19 protein-coding genes are annotated in these 18,259 nt (G+C 58.7%); 17 read left to right on the top strand and 2 right to left on the bottom strand.

The window, feature by feature from the left end; all coding sequences use genetic code 11:
- Window positions 1–65: 65 nt before the first annotated feature.
- The 5 genes from rplU (at window position 66) to AC4LE2_RS17345 (ending at window position 3,755) form a co-directional block, all read left to right on the top strand.
- Window positions 66–377 carry a 50S ribosomal protein L21 gene (rplU, locus tag AC4LE2_RS17365; RefSeq protein WP_491826933.1) on the top strand — a complete coding sequence of 104 codons (312 nt, stop codon included), beginning with the start codon at window positions 66–68 and terminating at the stop codon, window positions 375–377.
- A 36-nt stretch (window positions 378–413) separates the two neighbouring features.
- Complete coding sequence (rpmA, locus tag AC4LE2_RS17360) at window positions 414–671, top strand: 50S ribosomal protein L27 (protein ID WP_491826932.1); 258 nt, start codon at window positions 414–416, stop codon at window positions 669–671.
- A gap of 193 nt (window positions 672–864) precedes the next feature.
- Window positions 865–2,085: an Obg family GTPase CgtA gene (gene cgtA / locus AC4LE2_RS17355; RefSeq protein ID WP_491826931.1), complete on the top strand. Its 1,221-nt coding sequence runs from the start codon at window positions 865–867 to the stop codon at window positions 2,083–2,085.
- An 81-nt stretch (window positions 2,086–2,166) separates the two neighbouring features.
- Window positions 2,167–3,285 (top strand): glutamate 5-kinase, encoded by a 1,119-nt coding sequence (gene proB, locus AC4LE2_RS17350; protein ID WP_491826930.1) that lies wholly within the window; start codon window positions 2,167–2,169, stop codon window positions 3,283–3,285.
- 8 nt (window positions 3,286–3,293) lie between these two features.
- Entirely contained in the window at window positions 3,294–3,755 is a 462-nt protein-coding gene (locus AC4LE2_RS17345) for a CreA family protein (protein WP_491826929.1), read from the top strand.
- A 197-nt stretch (window positions 3,756–3,952) separates the two neighbouring features.
- Here the strand turns inward: AC4LE2_RS17345 and rpsT are convergent, their stop codons facing one another.
- Window positions 3,953–4,231, bottom strand: a complete 279-nt coding sequence (rpsT, locus tag AC4LE2_RS17340) for a 30S ribosomal protein S20 (protein WP_491826928.1) — start codon at window positions 4,229–4,231, stop codon at window positions 3,953–3,955.
- 196 nt (window positions 4,232–4,427) lie between these two features.
- Between rpsT and murJ the strand changes: the two genes are divergently transcribed.
- The 6 genes from murJ (at window position 4,428) to ispH (ending at window position 11,796) form a co-directional block, all read left to right on the top strand.
- Window positions 4,428–5,966 (top strand): murein biosynthesis integral membrane protein MurJ, encoded by a 1,539-nt coding sequence (gene murJ, locus AC4LE2_RS17335; protein WP_491826927.1) that lies wholly within the window; start codon window positions 4,428–4,430, stop codon window positions 5,964–5,966.
- A 121-nt stretch (window positions 5,967–6,087) separates the two neighbouring features.
- Window positions 6,088–7,014, top strand: a complete 927-nt coding sequence (gene ribF, locus AC4LE2_RS17330) for a bifunctional riboflavin kinase/FAD synthetase (protein ID WP_491826926.1) — start codon at window positions 6,088–6,090, stop codon at window positions 7,012–7,014.
- Window positions 7,015–7,036: 22 nt separating this feature from the next.
- A complete protein-coding gene (gene ileS / locus AC4LE2_RS17325) occupies window positions 7,037–9,868 on the top strand; it encodes an isoleucine--tRNA ligase (protein ID WP_491826925.1) in 2,832 nt (943 codons plus the stop codon).
- On the top strand, window positions 9,861–10,361 hold the full coding sequence (lspA, locus tag AC4LE2_RS17320; RefSeq protein ID WP_491826924.1) for a signal peptidase II: 501 nt from the start codon (window positions 9,861–9,863) through the stop codon (window positions 10,359–10,361). The genes ileS and lspA overlap by 8 nt, the downstream gene beginning before the upstream one ends.
- Before the next feature lie 4 nt (window positions 10,362–10,365).
- Window positions 10,366–10,803 (top strand): FKBP-type peptidyl-prolyl cis-trans isomerase, encoded by a 438-nt coding sequence (gene fkpB / locus AC4LE2_RS17315; RefSeq protein ID WP_491826923.1) that lies wholly within the window; start codon window positions 10,366–10,368, stop codon window positions 10,801–10,803.
- A gap of 45 nt (window positions 10,804–10,848) precedes the next feature.
- Window positions 10,849–11,796 (top strand): 4-hydroxy-3-methylbut-2-enyl diphosphate reductase, encoded by a 948-nt coding sequence (gene ispH, locus AC4LE2_RS17310; RefSeq protein WP_491826922.1) that lies wholly within the window; start codon window positions 10,849–10,851, stop codon window positions 11,794–11,796.
- Here ispH and AC4LE2_RS17305 read toward each other — a convergent pair.
- On the bottom strand, window positions 11,789–12,322 hold the full coding sequence (locus tag AC4LE2_RS17305) for a GspH/FimT family pseudopilin (protein WP_491826921.1): 534 nt from the start codon (window positions 12,320–12,322) through the stop codon (window positions 11,789–11,791). The two genes, ispH and AC4LE2_RS17305, sit on opposite strands and share 8 nt — an antisense overlap.
- A 135-nt stretch (window positions 12,323–12,457) precedes the next feature.
- On the opposite strand from AC4LE2_RS17305, the gene AC4LE2_RS17300 reads away from it, so the two are divergent.
- From AC4LE2_RS17300 to AC4LE2_RS17275, 6 genes are read left to right on the top strand one after another with little or no spacing between them, the layout of a single operon-like run.
- Window positions 12,458–12,943, top strand: a complete 486-nt coding sequence (locus AC4LE2_RS17300) for a GspH/FimT family pseudopilin (protein WP_491826920.1) — start codon at window positions 12,458–12,460, stop codon at window positions 12,941–12,943.
- The gene (pilV, locus tag AC4LE2_RS17295) at window positions 12,940–13,416 is read left to right on the top strand and encodes a type IV pilus modification protein PilV (RefSeq protein ID WP_491826919.1); all 477 of its coding nucleotides are present in this window, start codon (window positions 12,940–12,942) and stop codon (window positions 13,414–13,416) included. The genes AC4LE2_RS17300 and pilV overlap by 4 nt, the downstream gene beginning before the upstream one ends.
- On the top strand, window positions 13,413–14,147 hold the full coding sequence (locus AC4LE2_RS17290; protein WP_491826918.1) for a PilW family protein: 735 nt from the start codon (window positions 13,413–13,415) through the stop codon (window positions 14,145–14,147). Before pilV ends, AC4LE2_RS17290 begins: the two co-directional genes overlap by 4 nt.
- A 12-nt stretch (window positions 14,148–14,159) precedes the next feature.
- Window positions 14,160–14,636: a pilus assembly PilX family protein gene (locus tag AC4LE2_RS17285; RefSeq protein WP_491826917.1), complete on the top strand. Its 477-nt coding sequence runs from the start codon at window positions 14,160–14,162 to the stop codon at window positions 14,634–14,636.
- On the top strand, window positions 14,623–17,814 hold the full coding sequence (locus AC4LE2_RS17280; RefSeq protein ID WP_491826916.1) for a pilus assembly protein: 3,192 nt from the start codon (window positions 14,623–14,625) through the stop codon (window positions 17,812–17,814). Before AC4LE2_RS17285 ends, AC4LE2_RS17280 begins: the two co-directional genes overlap by 14 nt.
- An 8-nt stretch (window positions 17,815–17,822) precedes the next feature.
- Window positions 17,823–18,242, top strand: a complete 420-nt coding sequence (locus tag AC4LE2_RS17275) for a type IV pilin protein (protein WP_491826915.1) — start codon at window positions 17,823–17,825, stop codon at window positions 18,240–18,242.
- Window positions 18,243–18,259 lie beyond the last annotated feature (17 nt).

The following is an 18,259-nucleotide window of genomic DNA, read 5'->3' as shown; positions in this document are numbered from 1 at the left end:
CAGCCATGCCAGCCAACACCTCTTCTTATAAAGCGCTGGGTGAGCAGGATTAACGGAGAAATATCATGTACGCAGTAATCGTTACCGGTGGCAAGCAATACAAAGTCGCCGAAGGTGAATACCTGAAGATCGAGAAACTGGAAGTCGCCACTGGCGAATCCGTTACTTTCGATCGCGTTCTGTTGGTCGCCAATGGTGACGACGTGAACATCGGCGCACCTGTCGTTGCAGGCGCCAAGGTGGTTGCCGAAGTCGTAGCGCAAGGTCGCCACGATAAAATCCGCATCATCAAGTTCCGTCGCCGTAAGCACCACATGAAGCGTATGGGCCACCGCCAGTGGTTCACCGAGATCAAAATCACCGGTATCCAGGGCTGATTTCTAGCCTGATCCGCATAGAGGAGTATTGAACTCATGGCACACAAAAAAGCTGGTGGTAGTACCCGTAACGGTCGCGATTCCGAAAGTAAACGCCTTGGCGTGAAAATGTTCGGCGGCCAGGTCATCAAGGCCGGCAACATCATCGTTCGTCAGCGTGGCACTCAGTTCCACCCTGGCTACGGCGTTGGCATCGGCAAGGACCACACCCTCTTCGCTAAAGTCGAAGGCGTGGTGAAGTTCGAAGTCAAAGGTGCCTTCGGTCGTCGTTACGTAAGCGTCGTCGCAGCCTAATCGCGACTCCGCTGAAAAGCCCTGTCTCGCGACGGGGCTTTTTTGTTTGTGATGAGTCTCTTGCAAAGCTGTTTGCTTGGGCTCCAGCGCTGTTTAACTCGGTCGTGGATTGGGGCGCTGCGGTCATTTTTGCAAGAGCCTTATGTTTCCAGGCTCCTATAGGCTCGCCACCTGAGGCGAGAGGCATGTTTTTATGAAGTTTGTAGATGAAGTATCCATCCGCGTAAAAGCGGGCGATGGCGGCAACGGTTGCATGAGTTTTCGCCGTGAAAAGTTTATCGAGAATGGCGGCCCAAACGGTGGCGATGGTGGTGACGGTGGCTCTGTGTACATGGTGGCCGACGAAAACCTCAATACGCTGGTGGACTACCGTTACACCCGCCACTTCGATGCGCAGCGTGGCGAAAACGGCGGCAGCACCGACTGTACCGGCGCAAAAGGCGAGGATCTGGTGCTGCGCGTACCAGTGGGCACTACCGTCATCGATGCCAGCACTCAGGAAGTGATCGGCGACCTGGTGAAAGCCGGCCAACGCTTGATGGTTGCCCAAGGCGGCTGGCACGGCTTGGGTAACACCCGCTTCAAGTCCAGTACCAACCGTGCACCACGCCAGACCACGCCGGGCAAGCCTGGCGACCAGCGTGACCTGAAGCTGGAAATGAAAGTACTTGCCGACGTAGGCCTGCTGGGCTTGCCGAACGCAGGTAAAAGCACCTTCATTCGTTCGGTATCCGCTGCCAAGCCGAAGGTAGCCGATTACCCCTTCACTACCCTGGTACCGAACTTGGGCGTGGTGAGCGTAGACCGCTGGAAAAGCTTCGTGGTCGCGGACATACCAGGGCTGATCGAAGGTGCCTCCGATGGCGCGGGCCTGGGTATTCGTTTCCTCAAGCACTTGGCGCGTACCCGTTTGCTGTTGCACCTGGTAGATATGGCGCCGTTCGATGGCACCAGTGCTGCCGATTCGGCCGAGATCATTGTCAACGAGCTGGTCAAGTTCAGCCCATCTCTGGCCGAACGTGACCGTTGGTTGGTGCTGAACAAGTGCGACAACCTGTTGGAAGAAGAGCATGAGGCCGCCGTCAAGGAGGTGGTCGATCGCCTGGAGTGGGAAGGGCCGGTGTACGTGATCTCTGCGCTGGCCAAGGAAGGTACCGAGCGCTTGAGCCGCGACATCATGCGTTACCTTGAGCTGCGTGCCGAGCGCTTGGCCGAAGACGCTGCTTTCGCTGAAGAAGTCGCCGAGCTGGACCAGCGCATCGAAGACGAAGCGCGGGCTCAGTTGCAGGCGCTGGACGACCAGCGTGCATTGCGCCGTACCGGGGTGAAGAGCGTCCATGACATCGGTGACGATGACGATTGGGACGAAGAAGACGCCGAAGATGGCCCGGAAATCATTTACGTGCGCGACTGACCGCTCACGGCAGGCTTGCAGTACACTGGAACGCCCCGATTTTCGGGGCGTTTTCGTTAATGGTTGGCAAGGACTGGAATAATGCGGATCAAGGTGAAGGGGGCGCGGCGTTGGGTAATCAAGATCGGCAGCGCATTACTCACAGCGGATGGTAAAGGCCTGGACCGTTCGGCCATGGCGGTATGGGTCGAGCAGATGGTCGCGCTCCACGAGGCCGGAATCGAGCTGGTACTGGTGTCGTCAGGGGCCGTTGCCGCAGGTATGAGCCGCCTTGGCTGGGCCCAACGGCCTACCGCGATGCATGAGCTGCAGGCGGCCGCTGCCATTGGCCAGATGGGCCTGGTACAGGCGTGGGAGTCCAGCTTTGCCCAGCATGAGCGCCGCACCGCGCAGATTCTGCTCACCCACGACGATCTTTCTGACCGCAAGCGCTACCTCAACGCCCGTAGCACCCTGCGTGCGCTGGTCGAGCTGGGTGTGATCCCGGTTATCAACGAGAACGACACCGTGGTTACCGATGAGATTCGTTTCGGTGACAACGACACCCTCGCGGCCTTGGTGGCCAACTTGGTAGAGGCTGACTTGCTCGTCATCCTCACGGACCGGGATGGCATGTTCGACGCCGACCCTCGCAGCAACCCCGAAGCGACATTGATCCAGGAGGCCCGCGCGGACGATCCTTCCCTGGATGCCGTGGCAGGTGGTACAGGTGGCGCACTAGGCCGTGGAGGAATGCAGACCAAGCTGCGTGCTGCGCGCCTGGCAGCCCGTTCCGGTGCCCACACAATGATTGTTGGCGGCCGTATTGATCAGGTGCTGGCGCGGCTTAAGGCAGGAGAGCGGCTGGGCACGCTGCTGTCGCCCGAGCGCGAAATGCTGGCGGCGCGTAAGCAGTGGCTGGCTGGCCATCTGCAAACCCGCGGCACCTTGCAGCTGGACGAGGGCGCGGTGCGTGCCTTGAAGGCCGCCAGCAAAAGCTTGCTGCCAGTAGGCGTGACTGCCGTGCAGGGGGCCTTCCGCCGTGGCGAAATGGTCGTGTGCCTGGGGCCGAGCGGCCAAGAGGTGGCCCGCGGGCTGTGCAATTACAGCGCCGCTGAGGCGCAGAGGATCATAGGGCAGCCCTCGGATGCCATCCATAGCGTGTTGGGTTACATGGCAGAGCCAGAGCTGATCCACCGCGACAACCTGATTCTGGTATGAGAGTTATTATGAACCGCATGAGTACCGCGCTGCTGGCGCTGCTGTTAGCTCCTTTGCTGGCGCATGCCGAGCAAGTGGGCGAGGTGTCCACCGTGTTCAAGTTCGTGGGCCCTAATGACCGTATCGTGGTCGAAGCCTTCGACGACCCCAAGGTAGAAGGCGTGACCTGCTACCTGTCCCGTGCCAAGACAGGGGGCGTGAAGGGTGGCCTGGGCTTGGCCGAGGACCGTGCCGAAGCCTCCATCGCCTGCAGGCAGGTGGGCGCGATCCGCTTCGCCCAGCCGCTCAAGGATGGTGAAGAGGTGTTCAAGGAGCGTACCTCGCTGGTATTCAAAACCATGCAGGTGGTGCGTTTCTTTGATGCCAAGCGCAATACGTTGGTGTACCTGGTGTACAGCGACCGCATGATCGAAGGCAGCCCGCAAAACGCCGTGACGGCTATACCGATCTTGCCCTGGCCAGTGCGTTAGCCTGGGCTGGTTAGGGCCCGTTGCCTGTAGGAGCTAATGCAGCCGCTAGGCGGAGCTGGCGAATGGGCTTATGTGTGATGCCCGGTTCGCGAACTTCGCCTGTGGCTCCGTTCACTCCTACAGGCTTTGGCTATTGCTTCCACATTTCAGGCAATAAAAAACCGACCCAGGGGTCGGTTTTTCATGAAGCGCGTCGCTTAGGCAGCAGCGGCAGTCTTCAAGGCCTTGACGTGGCCATTCAGACGGCTCTTGTGACGAGCAGCTTTGTTCTTGTGGATGATGCCCTTGTCAGCCATACGGTCGATGACAGGCACAGCCAGGGTGTAGGCAGCTTGTGCTTTTTCAGCGTCTTTGGTGTCGATCGCTTTGACTACGTTCTTGATGTAGGTACGAACCATCGAACGCAGGCTGGCGTTGTGGCTGCGACGCTTCTCAGCCTGTTTTGCACGTTTTTTGGCGGAAGGTGAGTTGGCCACCGTCGAGCTCCTCGAAAGACTTGGGTAATAGCAAACAAATAAGGCCGCGAATCATGCCCATGCGAGCCGGTAATGTCAAGGGAAAGCGCACTATATTCCACAGGGCCTCAGGACAGGCGGTAGTGTGCATAAAACCTTCCCTTCCGTCACGCTGGCTGTACACTTTCGGCTTTTTGACCCGGCGGCGCGATCCTTCATGAACCTGCTCAAGTCTCTGGCTGCGGTCAGCTCCATCACCATGATTTCCAGGGTGCTGGGTTTTGTGCGCGATACGTTGGTGGCACGGATCTTCGGCGCCGGCATGGCTACCGATGCGTTCTTCATTGCTTTCAAATTGCCAAACCTGCTCAGGCGGATTTTCGCGGAGGGTGCCTTTTCCCAAGCGTTCGTGCCCATTCTGGCGGAGTATCGGCAGCAGCAGGGCGATGAGGCCGCGCGCACCTTTACTGCCTATGTGGCCGGGCTACTCACCCTCGCCCTTGCGATTGTCACTGCCTTGGGCATGTTGGCTGCGCCCTGGGTGATCTGGGTGACCGCGCCAGGGTTTGCCGATACGCCCGAGAAATTCGAGTTGACCACTGCCCTGTTGCGGGTCACGTTCCCCTATATATTGCTGATCTCGCTGTCCTCCCTGGCGGGGGCTATCCTCAATACCTGGAACCGTTTCTCGGTACCTGCCTTCACGCCCACGTTGCTCAACGTGGCGATGATCCTCTTCGCGGTGTTCTTGACACCCTTCTTTCATCCCCCGGTCATGGCGCTGGCCTGGGCTGTGCTGGCCGGCGGGCTGGCACAGCTGGTGTACCAACTCCCGCACTTGAGAAAAATCGGCATGTTGGTGCTGCCCAGGCTCAACCTTGGCCATAGCGGCGCACGGCGGGTGTTGCGGCAGATGGGGCCTGCGATTCTGGGCGTGTCGGTGAGCCAGATTTCGCTCATCATCAATACGATTTTCGCGTCGTTCCTGGCCGCAGGCTCCGTGTCGTGGATGTATTACGCCGATCGCCTGATGGAGTTGCCCTCCGGTGTGCTTGGCGTGGCGTTGGGCACCATTTTGCTGCCAACCCTGGCCCGAACCTACGCTAACAAGGACCGCCAGGAGTACTCTCGTATCCTCGACTGGGGCCTGCGCTTGTGTTTTCTGTTGGTGCTGCCCTGCGCCGTGGCCCTGGCGTTGCTGGCCGAGCCTTTGACCGTGGCCTTGTTTCAGTACGGCCGCTTCGACGCCTTCGATGCCGCCATGACCCAGCGCGCCTTGATGGCCTATGCGGTCGGGTTGCTGGGCATCATCCTGATCAAGGTGCTGGCGCCAGGGTTCTACGCTCAGCAAAATCTGCGTACACCCGTCAAGATTGCAGTGGTTACCCTGCTTGCCACTCAGGCGTTCAACCTGGCATTGATTGGCCCGCTCAAGCACGCTGGGCTGGCATTGGCGATCAGTGGCGGTGCCACGTTGAACGCAGGGCTGCTGTACTGGCAACTGCGGCGCCAGCAGCTGTATCAGCCTCAGGCTGGCTGGGCCGGGTTCTTGTTGCGCCTGGGTGTGGCCGTGGTAGCCATGGGTGGGGTACTGTTAGCGCTAATGAGCATAATGCCGCCCTGGGCTGATGGCGCTATGGTTGAGCGGTTGCTGCGGCTGGGTGTGTTGGTAATCGCAGGGGCAGGCACCTACTTCATCGTGCTACTGGCCATGGGGGTGCGGCTGCATCAGTTCGCCCGTCGGGGCCTGCATTGAAATTTGCACGTGTCGGCGGAATATCCATTTCATCAGCACAAGGCGCTACGTCTTCGCTGCTGCCTGTCGCCCAGGCCTGGGTGTGGTTATAATTGCCGACTTTATGAGCAAGAAGCGTGCTATGCAGCTGGTTCGAGGCCTTCACAACCTCCGCCCCTACCATCGGGGCTGTGTCGCCACCATCGGTAATTTCGACGGAGTGCATCGGGGCCACCAGGCGATCCTTACGCGCTTGCGTGAGCGCGCCCGGGCACTTGGCGTACCCAGCTGTGTAGTGATTTTCGAACCTCAACCTCGGGAGTATTTCTCCCCCGACACCGCGCCGGCCCGGCTTTCACGCTTGCATGACAAGCTGGAGTTACTGGCAGCGGAAGGTATCGACCGGGTACTGTGCCTGGCCTTCAATCCGCAGCTGCGTGACCTCAGCGCCGCCGAGTTCGTGGATGCCATTCTGGTGAACGGCTTGGGCATCAAGCATTTGGAAGTCGGCGATGACTTTCGCTTCGGGTGTGACCGCCTGGGAGATTTCAACTTCCTCACCGAGGCAGGTCACACTCATGGTTTCACGGTAGACGCCGCGCGCACCGTAGAAGAAAACGGCGTGCGGGTCAGCAGTACCGAGGTGCGCAATGCGCTGGCTGAAGCGGATTTCGCCAAGGCTGGGCGGCTACTTGGCAGGCCCTTCTGCATCAGTGGCCGCGTATTGCACGGTCAGAAACTGGCCCGACAACTGGGCTGGCCCACGGCGAACGTGCAACTCAAGCGGCGTCGGGTTCCGTTGACGGGTGTTTATCTGGTCAGCGCAAGGGTCGACGGGCGCGTCTGGCCCGGTGTCGGCAATATTGGCACTCGCCCCACAGTGGTCGGGGACGGTCGGCCACACTTGGAGATTCACCTGCTGGACTTTGCCGGCGACCTGTATGGCCGGCGTTTGACGGTGGAATTCCACCAAAAGCTGCGTGATGAGCAGCGCTTCGCCTCACTGGAGGCGTTGAAGTCGGCGATCGAAGCGGACGTCGCCGCCGCCCGTGCCCACTGGCAGGGCTAACCGCCTTAATGAAGAGCCTGAAATGACCGATTACAAAGCCACGCTAAACCTTCCGGACACCGCCTTCCCCATGAAGGCCGGCCTGCCCCAGCGCGAGCCGCAGATACTGCAGCGCTGGGACAGCATTGGCCTGTACCAGAAGCTGCGTGAAATTGGCAAGGATCGGCCCAAGTTCGTGCTGCACGACGGCCCGCCCTATGCCAATGGCAGCATTCACATCGGTCATGCGGTCAACAAGATTCTCAAGGACATGATCCTGCGTTCGCGCACCCTGGCAGGCTTCGACGCGCCCTATGTGCCGGGCTGGGATTGCCATGGCCTGCCTATCGAACACAAGGTCGAGGTCACGCACGGCAAGGGCTTGTCCGCAGACAAAACCCGCGAGTTGTGCCGCGCCTACGCGGCTGAGCAGATCGAAGAACAGAAAGCCGGCTTCATTCGCCTGGGGGTACTGGGCGACTGGGGCAACCCCTACAAGACCATGAGTTTCGTCAACGAAGCCGGAGAGATCCGCGCTTTGGCCGAAATGGTCCGGGGCGGCTTCGTGTTCAAAGGCCTCAAGCCGGTGAACTGGTGCTTTGACTGCGGCTCGGCCCTGGCTGAGGCGGAAGTGGAATACGCCGACAAGAAATCCTCCACTATCGACGTCGCCTTCCCTGTCGCAGACCAGGCTGCACTGGCCAAGGCCTTTGGTGTGGACGGGTTGGAAAAACCGGCCGCCATCGTGATCTGGACCACCACACCCTGGACCATTCCTGCCAACCAGGCGCTGAATGTTCACCCTGAGTTCACCTATGCCTTGGTAGATGTAGGCGACCGTCTGTTGGTATTGGCCGAGGAGCTGATAGAAAGCTGCCTGGCCCGCTACGGCCGCGAAGGCATGGTGATCGCCACCGCCACTGGCGCGGCCCTTGAGCACCTGAACTTCCGTCACCCGTTCTACAACCGCTTGTCGCCGGTGTACCTGGCTGAGTACGTGGAGTTAGGTGCCGGTACCGGCGTGGTGCATTCGGCGCCGGCCTATGGCGAGGACGACTTCATCACCTGCAAGCGTTATGGCATGCACAACGATGACATCCTCACACCGGTGCGCGGTAACGGCGTGTACGTCGACGACCTGCCGTTCTTTGGCGGCCAGTTCATCTGGAAAGCCGGCGCTGGCATCATCGCCAAGCTCGAAGAAGTGGGCGCGCTGATGCACAGCGAAACCATCACCCACAGCTACATGCACTGCTGGCGGCACAAAACCCCATTGATCTATCGGGCTACGGCTCAATGGTTCGTGGGCATGGACAAGCCACCCGTGGTGGGCGATACCCTGCGTCAGCGCGCCCTCAAGGCTATCGAGCAGACCCAGTTCGTGCCCGAGTGGGGGCAAGCGCGTTTGCATTCGATGATCGCTAACCGCCCAGACTGGTGCATCTCCCGCCAACGTAACTGGGGCGTGCCGATTCCGTTCTTCCTGCACAAGCAAACCGGCGAGTTGCACCCGCGCACCGTGGAGCTGATGGAAGCCGTCGCCCAGCGTGTCGAGCAGGAAGGGATCGAGGCCTGGTTCAAGCTTGACGCCGCCGAGCTGCTGGGCTGCGAAGCCGCCGACTACGACAAAATCAATGACACCCTGGACGTGTGGTTCGACTCGGGTACTACCCACTGGCACGTGCTGCGCGGCTCCCACCCCATGGGGCATGAGCAAGGGCCGCGTGCCGACCTGTACCTGGAAGGCAGCGACCAGCACCGTGGCTGGTTCCACTCCTCGCTGCTCACCGGCTGCGCCATCGACGACCACGCCCCCTATAGGGAGCTGCTTACTCACGGTTTCACCGTGGACGAGAACGGCCGCAAGATGTCCAAGTCGCTGGGCAACACGGTCGCGCCGCAAAAAGTCAGCGACACCCTGGGTGCAGATATCATGCGCTTGTGGGTAGCGTCCACCGACTACTCGGGCGAAATGGCCGTTTCCGAACAGATCCTTCAGCGCAGTGCCGATGCCTATAGGCGTATCCGTAATACCGCACGCTTCCTGCTGTCCAACCTCACCGGGTTTGAACCAGCACGGCACCTGTTGCCGCCTGAAGAAATGCTGGCCCTGGACCGCTGGGCGGTGGACCGCGCCCTAGTGCTGCAGCGTGAGCTGGAAGAGCACTACCAGACGTATCGGTTCTGGAACGTGTACTCCAAGGTGCACAACTTCTGCGTGCAGGAGCTGGGCGGTTTCTACCTGGACATCATCAAGGACCGCCAGTACACCACCCCGGCCGACAGCGTTGCGCGGCGCTCTTGCCAAACCGCCCTGTTCCATATCGCCGAGGCGCTGGTGCGCTGGATCGCGCCGATTCTGGCCTTCACCGCAGATGAAATCTGGCAGTACCTGCCAGGCGAGCGAAATGAGTCCGTGATGCTCAACAGCGCCTACACCGGGCTGAGTGAATTGCCTGATGGCCTTGAGCTCAACCGTGGCTTCTGGGACGGCGTGATGGCGGTCAAGGCATCGGTGAACAAAGAGCTGGAGAATCAGCGCTCGGCCAAAGCCATTGGCGGCAACCTCCAAGCAGAGGTGACCCTGTACACCGATGAGGCCGTGCAGGGCGACCTGAGCAAGCTGGGTAACGAGTTGCGCTTTGTGCTCATCACGTCCAAGGCGACCCTGGCCCCCTTGGCCGCCGCGCCTGCCGATGCCGTAGCGACCGACCTCGCAGGGCTCAAGCTCAAGGTGGTCAAGTCCAGCAATCCCAAGTGCGCCCGTTGCTGGCACTTCGTGGAAGACGTGGGCGCCAACCCGGCCCATCCCGATATCTGCGGCCGCTGCGTGACCAACCTGACTGGCAGTGGCGAGGAGCGTCACTATGCATGAATCAGCGGGGCGCTTCGGGCGCCTGGGGTGGCTGTGGTTGAGCGCCGCCATGCTGGTGCTGGACCAAGCGGCCAAGTACTGGTTTGACAGCACCCTGTATGAAGGGCAGCGGGTTACGGTCATTCCAGGGTTTTTCGACTGGGTACTGGCGTACAACCGAGGCGCGGCGTTCAGCTTCCTGGCAGACCACTCGGGCTGGCAGCGTTGGTTGTTCTCGCTGATCGCCGTGGTGGTCAGCGCCGTGCTGGTGGTCTGGCTCAAGCGGCTTGGGCCTCGCGACACTTGGCTAGCCGTGGCGCTGGCCCTCGTGTTGGGGGGTGCCTTGGGCAACCTGTACGATCGCGTCGCCCTGGGCCACGTGATCGACTTTATCCTGGTGTACTGGAAAGACTGGCGCTACCCCGCGTTCAACATTGCCGATAGCGCGATCACCGTAGGCGCGGTGATGCTGGCGTTGGACATGTTCAAATCGAAAAAGAAGTCCGGAGCATAGGCCCATGACTGACATCCGCATTAGCCAGCACACCCAGGTGACCTTGCATTTCGCGTTGCACCTGGACGATGGCAATACCGTGGACAGTACCTTCGACAAAGCCCCGGCAACCTTCAAGGTAGGCGACGGCAACTTGTTGCCGGGCTTCGAAAATGCATTGTTCGGCCTGAAGGCAGGCGACAAGCGGGACCTCAGCGTGCCGCCAGAAAACGCCTTTGGCCAGCCCAACCCGCAGAACGTACAAGTCATGCCTCGCAGCCAGTTCCAAGACATGGAGCTGGCCGAGGGTTTGCTGGTGATCTTCAATGACGCGGCGAACACTGAGCTACCGGGTGTCGTCAAGGCCTTCGACGATCAGCAGGTCACGGTAGACTTCAATCACCCACTGGCTGGCAAAACCCTACGCTTCGAAGTCCAGATCATCGACGTCCAGGCTCTTTGAGCCACAAAAAGCCACACCAACAGGCGCAGCGCCGCGGAGCCCCTCATGCACATCAAACTCGCCAACCCCCGTGGCTTCTGCGCGGGCGTGGACCGAGCCATCGAGATTGTCAACCGCGCCCTGGAAGTGTTCGGCCCGCCGATCTACGTGCGCCACGAAGTGGTTCATAACAAATTCGTGGTGGCAGACCTGCGCGATCGTGGCGCGATCTTCGTCGAAGAGCTGGACCAAGTGCCTGATGACGTGATCGTGATCTTCAGTGCCCATGGCGTGTCCCAAGCGGTGCGGCAAGAGGCGGCCGGGCGTGGCCTGAAGGTGTTCGACGCCACCTGCCCGCTGGTGACCAAAGTGCACATCGAAGTGGCCCGCTACAGCCGGGACGGCCGCGAGACCATCCTCATTGGCCATGAGGGCCACCCCGAGGTGGAGGGCACCATGGGCCAGTACGATGCGAGCAACGGCGGCGCCATTTACCTGGTGGAGGACGAAGCCGACGTCGCTGGCCTGCAGGTGCGTGATCCGAACAACCTGGCGTTCGTTACCCAGACTACGTTATCCATGGACGACACCAGTCGGGTGATCGACGCCTTGCGTACGCGCTTTCCGAACATAGGCGGCCCGCGCAAGGACGACATTTGTTATGCCACGCAAAACCGCCAGGATGCGGTCAAACAGCTGGCCAACGAATGCGACCTGGTGTTGGTTGTAGGCAGCCCCAACAGCTCCAATTCCAACCGCCTGCGCGAGCTGGCCGAGCGCATGGAAACCCCGGCCTACCTCATCGATGGCGCCGAGGACCTGCAACAACGCTGGTTCGACGGGGTAGGGCGCATCGGCATTACGGCGGGTGCCTCGGCCCCTGAGGTCTTGGTGCGTGGCGTTATCCAGCAGCTACACGCCTGGGGCGCCACCGGCGCGGACGAACTGGCAGGCCGCGAGGAGAACATCACCTTCTCCATGCCCAAAGAACTACGGGTCAAAACCCTTAGCTGACAGGGCACAGTGAGGTGGCGGGGCCTTCGCGGGTCACCCGCACCCGCCCTGTACGGGCCACCACCACGCGCAAATGGCCATTGTTGCTTGCGTCACACAGGTGAAACGTCCCTGCCAGCGCGCCTCGGTTCGGTAGCCTGGGCACGCCCAAAGGGTCAAAGCCGATCTGTTCGCGCAAAGATTGAGACGGCCGTACTGCAATCTTCCCGTCGCCAGTGCGCACTACCAGCACCGGGTTGTTCGGGTCCGCCAGCCCTTGGCCGTTGTAGTCCACCACCAGGCGCCAGCCATTGGCCCAATTTGAATCCAGAGGTTGCACAATCACTCGGCGGTTATGCTCCACGGCCGCCAACCGGGCTGTGCGCAAGCCACTGGCCAGTTCTTGGGCAAACGCTGCCCTGCGTTGTTCAGCGATAAGCTCGGAAAACGCAGGCAGCGCGAGCTGTGTGAGGATTGCCATTACTGCCAGGGTTACCAGAAGGTCTACAAGGGTAAAGGCGCGAGACGCATTGAAGGAAATCGGCATCGGGATCATCCTTGAAACTATTTAAAGGCCCAACGCCTCCATGGCGCTGGTTCTGCTGAAATAACCGTATATGCTTTGCCCAGAAGTCCGGCGCTGGGGCTGGTTTATAGTCGGCGCGTCGAGGTGGAGACTGCAATGCGTCAAGGTATCAAGGGATTTACCCTCATCGAATTGCTGATCACCATGGCGGTGCTGACCATTGCCGTGACCATGGTCGTGCCTGCCTTTTCAGGGCTGATTGCGCGTAACCGGGCCAGCGCTGACATGGCGGAGATCGCCCGCGTGCTGGGGTTTGCACGGTTGGAGGCGATTGACAGGGGCGTGCGGGTGCGGCTCGTGCCCAACTCCCCCGGCGTATGGAGAGGCGAATTGTTGGTAATGGCACCAACGGCCTCAAAGCCAGATGGCGAAGAGCTTCGCCGCAGCAGCGCGCTTGGGGGGAGCGCCACATTGACCGTTGCTGCCGGCACTAGCGTCCCGGATTACATCGAATTCAATAGCCTGGGTGCACTGGCGGTGCCCACGGATGCCACGTTGTTTACCTATATCAACGGCAAGGAAGGGCGAACATTGCGAGTGTGTGTCAACGGTCGAGTCGTCGTTGGCGGTACCTGCACATGAGTCGCCAAGATGGAATCTCACTGATCGAAGTGCTGGTGGCTCTGTTGGTCATGACCCTGGCCTTGCTGGGCGCCGCCGCCCTGCAAATAAACGCGTTGAAGTACACCGGTAGCGCCTATCAGCGCACCCAGGTGAGCTTCATTGCCTATGACATGATGGAGCGCATCCGCGCCAACAGTGGCGCGACCTATACCCTTACCAGCCTGGACTCTGCCCCTACCGCCCCCAACCTGGCGGACCCTAAGACCCAAGACCTTTTCGACTTTGCCAATAACCTGAAAGCCCTCAACGCCAAAAGAGCCACCATTACCTTCGCCAATTCGGTATACACCATTACTATCGACTGGGATGACAAGCGCGCTGCGTCAATGTACAGCGCAAAGAATGACGCTGGAACTGGCCCTGAAACCCAGACCTTCGTCCTTACCAGCCGCGTGGCCGCGCCGGCTACTGCCACGGCGACCACCCCATGAACCGTCGCGAAAAAGGCCTTAGCCTGATCGAACTCATGGTGGCCATGGCACTGGGGCTGGTGATCGTGCTAGGGGTGACTCAGGCGTTCATCTCGGCCAAGAACACCTACCTTACCCAGAACGCCGCCTCCGCCATGCAGGAGGATGCCCGCTACCTGCTTACCCGCATGACCCAGGAGGTCCGTATGGTGGGTATGTTTGGCTGCCTGGCAACCATCACGCCGCCGCCTAATGCACCCACGGTGTTTACTGACGCCCAGACCACACCAATCTCCTGGACCCTGGACCCGGAAAAAGGCAACCGGCTGATGCTGGTGACGGCAGACGTCGGCAGCGCTGGTACGGCCCCTACCTGGACAGTGCTGTCAGACTGCGTCACCAACGCCACCGCCTATAATGGCCTTGCACCGGCTGCAGCTGCGGCAACGCCGGGGCAGTTGTCCTTCCCGCTGCGCCAGGTGTATTACTCCTTCCGGGACAATACCCTGTACACCGGGCTGGGTGATGCCCGGCAGCCTCTGATCAGCAATATCCGTAGCTTTGACGTGCTGTTCGGCATTGCGGCGGATGCCACCGGCGCGGCAGTTACCAGCTATATCCCGACACCGACCACCGCTCAGCTTCCATTGATCCGAACGGTGCGGTTAACGGTCACCATGATGGACCCTAAAAACCAGGTGCAGGACCAGACGTACTCAGTGGTCGCAGCCTTGCGTAACCGGCTGCAGTAAAGGAGGCGAACGATGGCTCCAGGTTTTATTCACCCACGCGCCCAGGCGGGCATGGCCCTGATTGTGGCGTTGGTGTTTCTATTGCTGCTGACGCTGCTGGGGATTAACTCCATGCAGAGTGCCACCCTGCAGGAAAAAATGAGCAGCAGCGTGCAGTTTCGGAATCAATCGTTCCAGTTGGCGGAAGCCGCGTTGCGGGTAGGGGAGGGCGTCGTTTCAGCGCCTGCCTACACCGCGCCGCTGTGTGCCAATACCGCTGCCTGCGCGCCACCAGACGGTTCTAGGGTGGAAGCGCCTGGCGGCAATGGCTATGTCACCTGGATTAGCACAGACAGTACTAATACCGGCTTCTATGCCATACAACGTATAGGCGTAACCACCGGCGCGGTATGGATCAGCGGCCAGTCCGCTACCCTGTACCGCATCACTGGCATCGGCATCGTCGGCAAAGCCCACACCGTGTTGGAGAGTATTTATGCCAAGTATTAGTGTGCGGGTGCGGTTCCAAGGGCTAAAGGCGCTGCTGCTAGGCATGGCCTTAGGGTTGTATACATCCGGTTCGGCTTATGCAGCCTTTACCCCCAGCAGCGCGCCCTTGCTGAGCTCCGCCATAGTGCCACCCAACGTAATGTTGCTGGTAGATAACTCCCGCAGTATGAATAACCTGATTAGGGACCCGAACTTCGAGCAGTCGGTGGTGCAGCCTCAACTCTACTCCTGCGATAACGACCAGAACTGCAAATCCTATACGACTCAAAACATGGCGGGTGAGAACGTAGTGCTGGGCACGTTGGGCCATGGGGACTGTGGCAGTTACTATGCATTTTTACGTTCAAATGGTCGGGGGCCTGGAGATAGGGTGTGTCTGAAACTGCCTGACCCCGTAGGTGGGGAGGAAACGCGCTACTCTGCTCGTTATTTATCCTACCTTATCGAGCAGATGCCTTCGGGGCTGGTATCGCGGGACTACACAGACGGCAGGATTCCTACTGACTATCGCATGAATGTTGCGCGTAATGTGTCCACGGCATTGGTAACTGCAAACCGTGGTGTACGTATTGGCCTTGCAGCATTTAACCCAATTACCGATAGCGATCGAGGCCCTGGGGGTTACATTGCACGTGCTATCGCAGATATCCAGACTACTAAAAATACCCTGGCGGCGCAGGCAAATTCAAACTATAACGGTCTATTGAATTCCATCAAAGGGCTGAGTGCTCTCGCTAACACTCCGCTGGCAGAAACCTATTATGAAATTACCCGCTACTTTAGGGGTATGATGCCTTATAAAACGTACAATCCCAAAGGGACTATATACGAAAGTCCCATTCAGTACCGTTGCCAGAGAAATTTTGGGGTGGTAATTACCGATGGATTACCAACGTTTGACCGCGATTATCCTACGACCACTGCAGAAGATCCAGCACTTGCTGGTGAGTTTAAACTGCCGAACTGGGATAAGGTGAATAACGACGGTAATAATATAAACGGAGACGGTGAGGGCGACACGTTATACCTGGATGACCTTGCCAAGTTTGCCTACGATATCGACATGCGTAGCGATGGAGACGATGCTACAGGGAAAAGTTGGGACGCTACGGATTTTCGTCAGCAAAATCTTTTGACGTATACGGTAGGCTTTACTGCTGCAAACAAAATGTTGTCGGACGCGGCGGGTTATGGGCATGGCAAGTACTACCAGGCAAACGATAGCTCTAGCCTAACGTTCGCCCTGACCCAAGCATTGAATGAAATCAATACCCAGGCAGGCTCTGGGGGCGGTGGCATCACTTCATCGTCGACCAGCTACTCTGGTACTTTCTACTACCAAAGCCTTTATGATCCTACAGATTGGAGCGGTACTATCAGGGCCTATGCATTTGACAGCGATGGGTCGCTTAATACTACGGTAGCACCAAGGTGGACGACCGACTCGACGATGTCAGCCACGTCGACCAATGGCAACTTCCAATCTTGGAACACTGCCAACAACACGGCGATCAACCTCGCTTATGGCAACTTTTCGCCTGATCAAAGAAACACAATCGACAAAAGTCTTGTAGGCCTCACTACTCGTCAGACTACTGGTGCAAATCTGACCGGAAGCAACCTGATTGAATGGACCAAAGGCGTTAATGCGAATGGCCTGAAGGTGCGTACGCGGTTATTGGGGGATGTCATCAATTCCCCCGTGGTGCTGGCCGCAGCCACGGACCAGACGGCTGCCGACATCAAGGGCGATACGAGCTACAGCGCTTATCTAAGTGCCAAAGCCAGTAAAATGGTCAACAGTCTTTTAGTGAATGCCAATGACGGCTTGACCAATGTGATCGAAGCAGACAGCGGCAGGCGCCTGTTTGCTTACTTGCCCTCTACCACGCTGCCAAACCTTTACCAGGTCGAAGACCCTACTTACGTAGAGGGAAAGGCTCATAAGTTCCTAAATGATGGCCAGCTATCTGTATTCGATGCGCAAATTGGCAGTGTTTGGAAAACCATCGCGTTCGGCGGCGTCGGTGGTGCTGCCAAAGCATTTTATGCACTCCAGCTTTTCGACAATGGCACTAATACTGTCAAGGCACTTTGGGAGCTGCGCGCGCCAGATACTCCTAGTACAGGCAACAGTTTTAACGACCTTGGTTACGCCTACGCCAAAGTAGAGGTCGCTCGGTTACCTGATGCCAACAACACTTGGGCAGCCTTTATCAGCAATGGGTATGGTAGCAACAGTGGTGTGGCGGCACTTTATGTGGTGAACGTTGCCACCGGTGCGTTGATCAAAAAAATCGTGGTTGACAGTACTGAATCCGACAACGGCCTTTCTTCGGTCAAACTGGTGGTGAATGCTTCCAACGTGGTGCAGGCCGCATACGGTGGTGATCTAAAAGGGCGGCTATGGAAATTTGACCTTAGCAGCCCGTCTATGTCCAATTGGGGGTTGGCATTCTCAGGCAAGCCGCTATTCACTGCGCCGGGCGGCGTTAGCCAACCCATCACTGCCCCGCCCACGGTTATTGCCAACCCTACCAGCGGTTACATGGTGTATGTCGGTACGGGCAAATTCCTTGAAAACACAGACAAAACTACGTCGGCCACTCAGAGTTTTTATGGCATCTGGGACGCGGCAGGTAGCACCGGCAATTTTAACGAGGCCAACCTACAACCCCAGGCTATAACGGGTACCTTCGATGCTGCAGGCGGTGCTTACCTAACGGTCTCTCAGAACCAAGTCGACTACACAACCAAAAAGGGCTGGTATCTACCGTTAAGGTATAACAACACCCTGGTAGGCGAGCGGGTTATCAATCAGGCGGTCTATACCCGAGGACGAGTGGTGTTCACCACTGCGGGGGTCGACACTTCAGACCCTTGCACCAGTCAAGGGTTTGGCCGATTGATTGAGCTGGACGGCATCAGCGGCAGCATGTTGGCCTATCCGGTTATCGACACCAACGGTGATGGCCTGGTGAACGGCGACGATAAGGTTTCGGCAGGGCTAAACTTTTTGAGCGGCATTCCTACGTTGAATGCGGTTGTGAGTGATACTGGATCAGGCTCGTCAGTTGATACCAAGGTTGTCAACACCTCAGACGCCAAGGTGAAGAGTATTCGGGAGCTTGGCGGCACCGGCGGAGCCAGGCGCATCATGTGGCGACAGGTACAGTAGAGGGCACCATGAGCAGGCATTTCAAAGGTTTTACCCTGATCGAGCTGATGGTCGTCGTGGCGATTGTGGGCATTCTTACTGCAATCGCCTACCCCAGCTACATGAATTACGTACGCAAAAGCCATCGGGCGGAGATTGTTCAGACAATTGTAGAGACGGCCCAAGGCCTTGAGCGTTATTACTCTCGGGCCGGGCGGTACAAGTACACCGATAAAGCAGCGCCAGACATCGTCACTTCTACTGGTAATGCCTGGTACAGGCTTGATGTCAAGCGCGATGAACAGAACTACACGATTACAGCGGTACCCCTCAATAACACCCTGATGGCCACTGACGTGTGTGGCAATTTCTGGATAAAAGAAACGGGGCAGCGGGGTAATTCAGATTTACCTGCAGGTGTGACTAACGCCTTCTGCTGGGGCCGCTAAGCCATACCCGTTGAGAC

It is taken from the genome of Pseudomonas sp. 9.3L (assembly GCF_058536285.1).
Note: the sequence above shows the minus strand (reverse complement) of the source record. Positions and strands in the feature narration are given on the sequence as shown.

Bases quoted from the DNA above. Each gene is read 5' to 3' on its own strand.
- AC4LE2_RS17300 (WP_491826920.1), top strand. From the start codon at position 12,458: ATGCGTCAAGGTATCAAGGGATTTACCCTCATCGAATTGCTGATCACC.
- lspA (WP_491826924.1), top strand. From the start codon at position 9,861: ATGCATGAATCAGCGGGGCGCTTCGGGCGCCTGGGGTGGCTGTGGTTG.
- ribF (WP_491826926.1), top strand. From the start codon at position 6,088: ATGCAGCTGGTTCGAGGCCTTCACAACCTCCGCCCCTACCATCGGGGC.
- proB (WP_491826930.1), top strand. From the start codon at position 2,167: ATGCGGATCAAGGTGAAGGGGGCGCGGCGTTGGGTAATCAAGATCGGC.
- pilV (WP_491826919.1), top strand. From the start codon at position 12,940: ATGAGTCGCCAAGATGGAATCTCACTGATCGAAGTGCTGGTGGCTCTG.
- rplU (WP_491826933.1), top strand. From the start codon at position 66: ATGTACGCAGTAATCGTTACCGGTGGCAAGCAATACAAAGTCGCCGAA.
- AC4LE2_RS17275 (WP_491826915.1), top strand. From the start codon at position 17,823: ATGAGCAGGCATTTCAAAGGTTTTACCCTGATCGAGCTGATGGTCGTC.
- AC4LE2_RS17285 (WP_491826917.1), top strand. From the start codon at position 14,160: ATGGCTCCAGGTTTTATTCACCCACGCGCCCAGGCGGGCATGGCCCTG.
- fkpB (WP_491826923.1), top strand. From the start codon at position 10,366: ATGACTGACATCCGCATTAGCCAGCACACCCAGGTGACCTTGCATTTC.
- murJ (WP_491826927.1), top strand. From the start codon at position 4,428: ATGAACCTGCTCAAGTCTCTGGCTGCGGTCAGCTCCATCACCATGATT.
- AC4LE2_RS17305 (WP_491826921.1), bottom strand. From the start codon at position 12,322: ATGCCGATTTCCTTCAATGCGTCTCGCGCCTTTACCCTTGTAGACCTT.
- AC4LE2_RS17345 (WP_491826929.1), top strand. From the start codon at position 3,294: ATGAACCGCATGAGTACCGCGCTGCTGGCGCTGCTGTTAGCTCCTTTG.
- rpmA (WP_491826932.1), top strand. From the start codon at position 414: ATGGCACACAAAAAAGCTGGTGGTAGTACCCGTAACGGTCGCGATTCC.
- AC4LE2_RS17290 (WP_491826918.1), top strand. From the start codon at position 13,413: ATGAACCGTCGCGAAAAAGGCCTTAGCCTGATCGAACTCATGGTGGCC.
- cgtA (WP_491826931.1), top strand. From the start codon at position 865: ATGAAGTTTGTAGATGAAGTATCCATCCGCGTAAAAGCGGGCGATGGC.
- ileS (WP_491826925.1), top strand. From the start codon at position 7,037: ATGACCGATTACAAAGCCACGCTAAACCTTCCGGACACCGCCTTCCCC.
- ispH (WP_491826922.1), top strand. From the start codon at position 10,849: ATGCACATCAAACTCGCCAACCCCCGTGGCTTCTGCGCGGGCGTGGAC.
- AC4LE2_RS17280 (WP_491826916.1), top strand. From the start codon at position 14,623: ATGCCAAGTATTAGTGTGCGGGTGCGGTTCCAAGGGCTAAAGGCGCTG.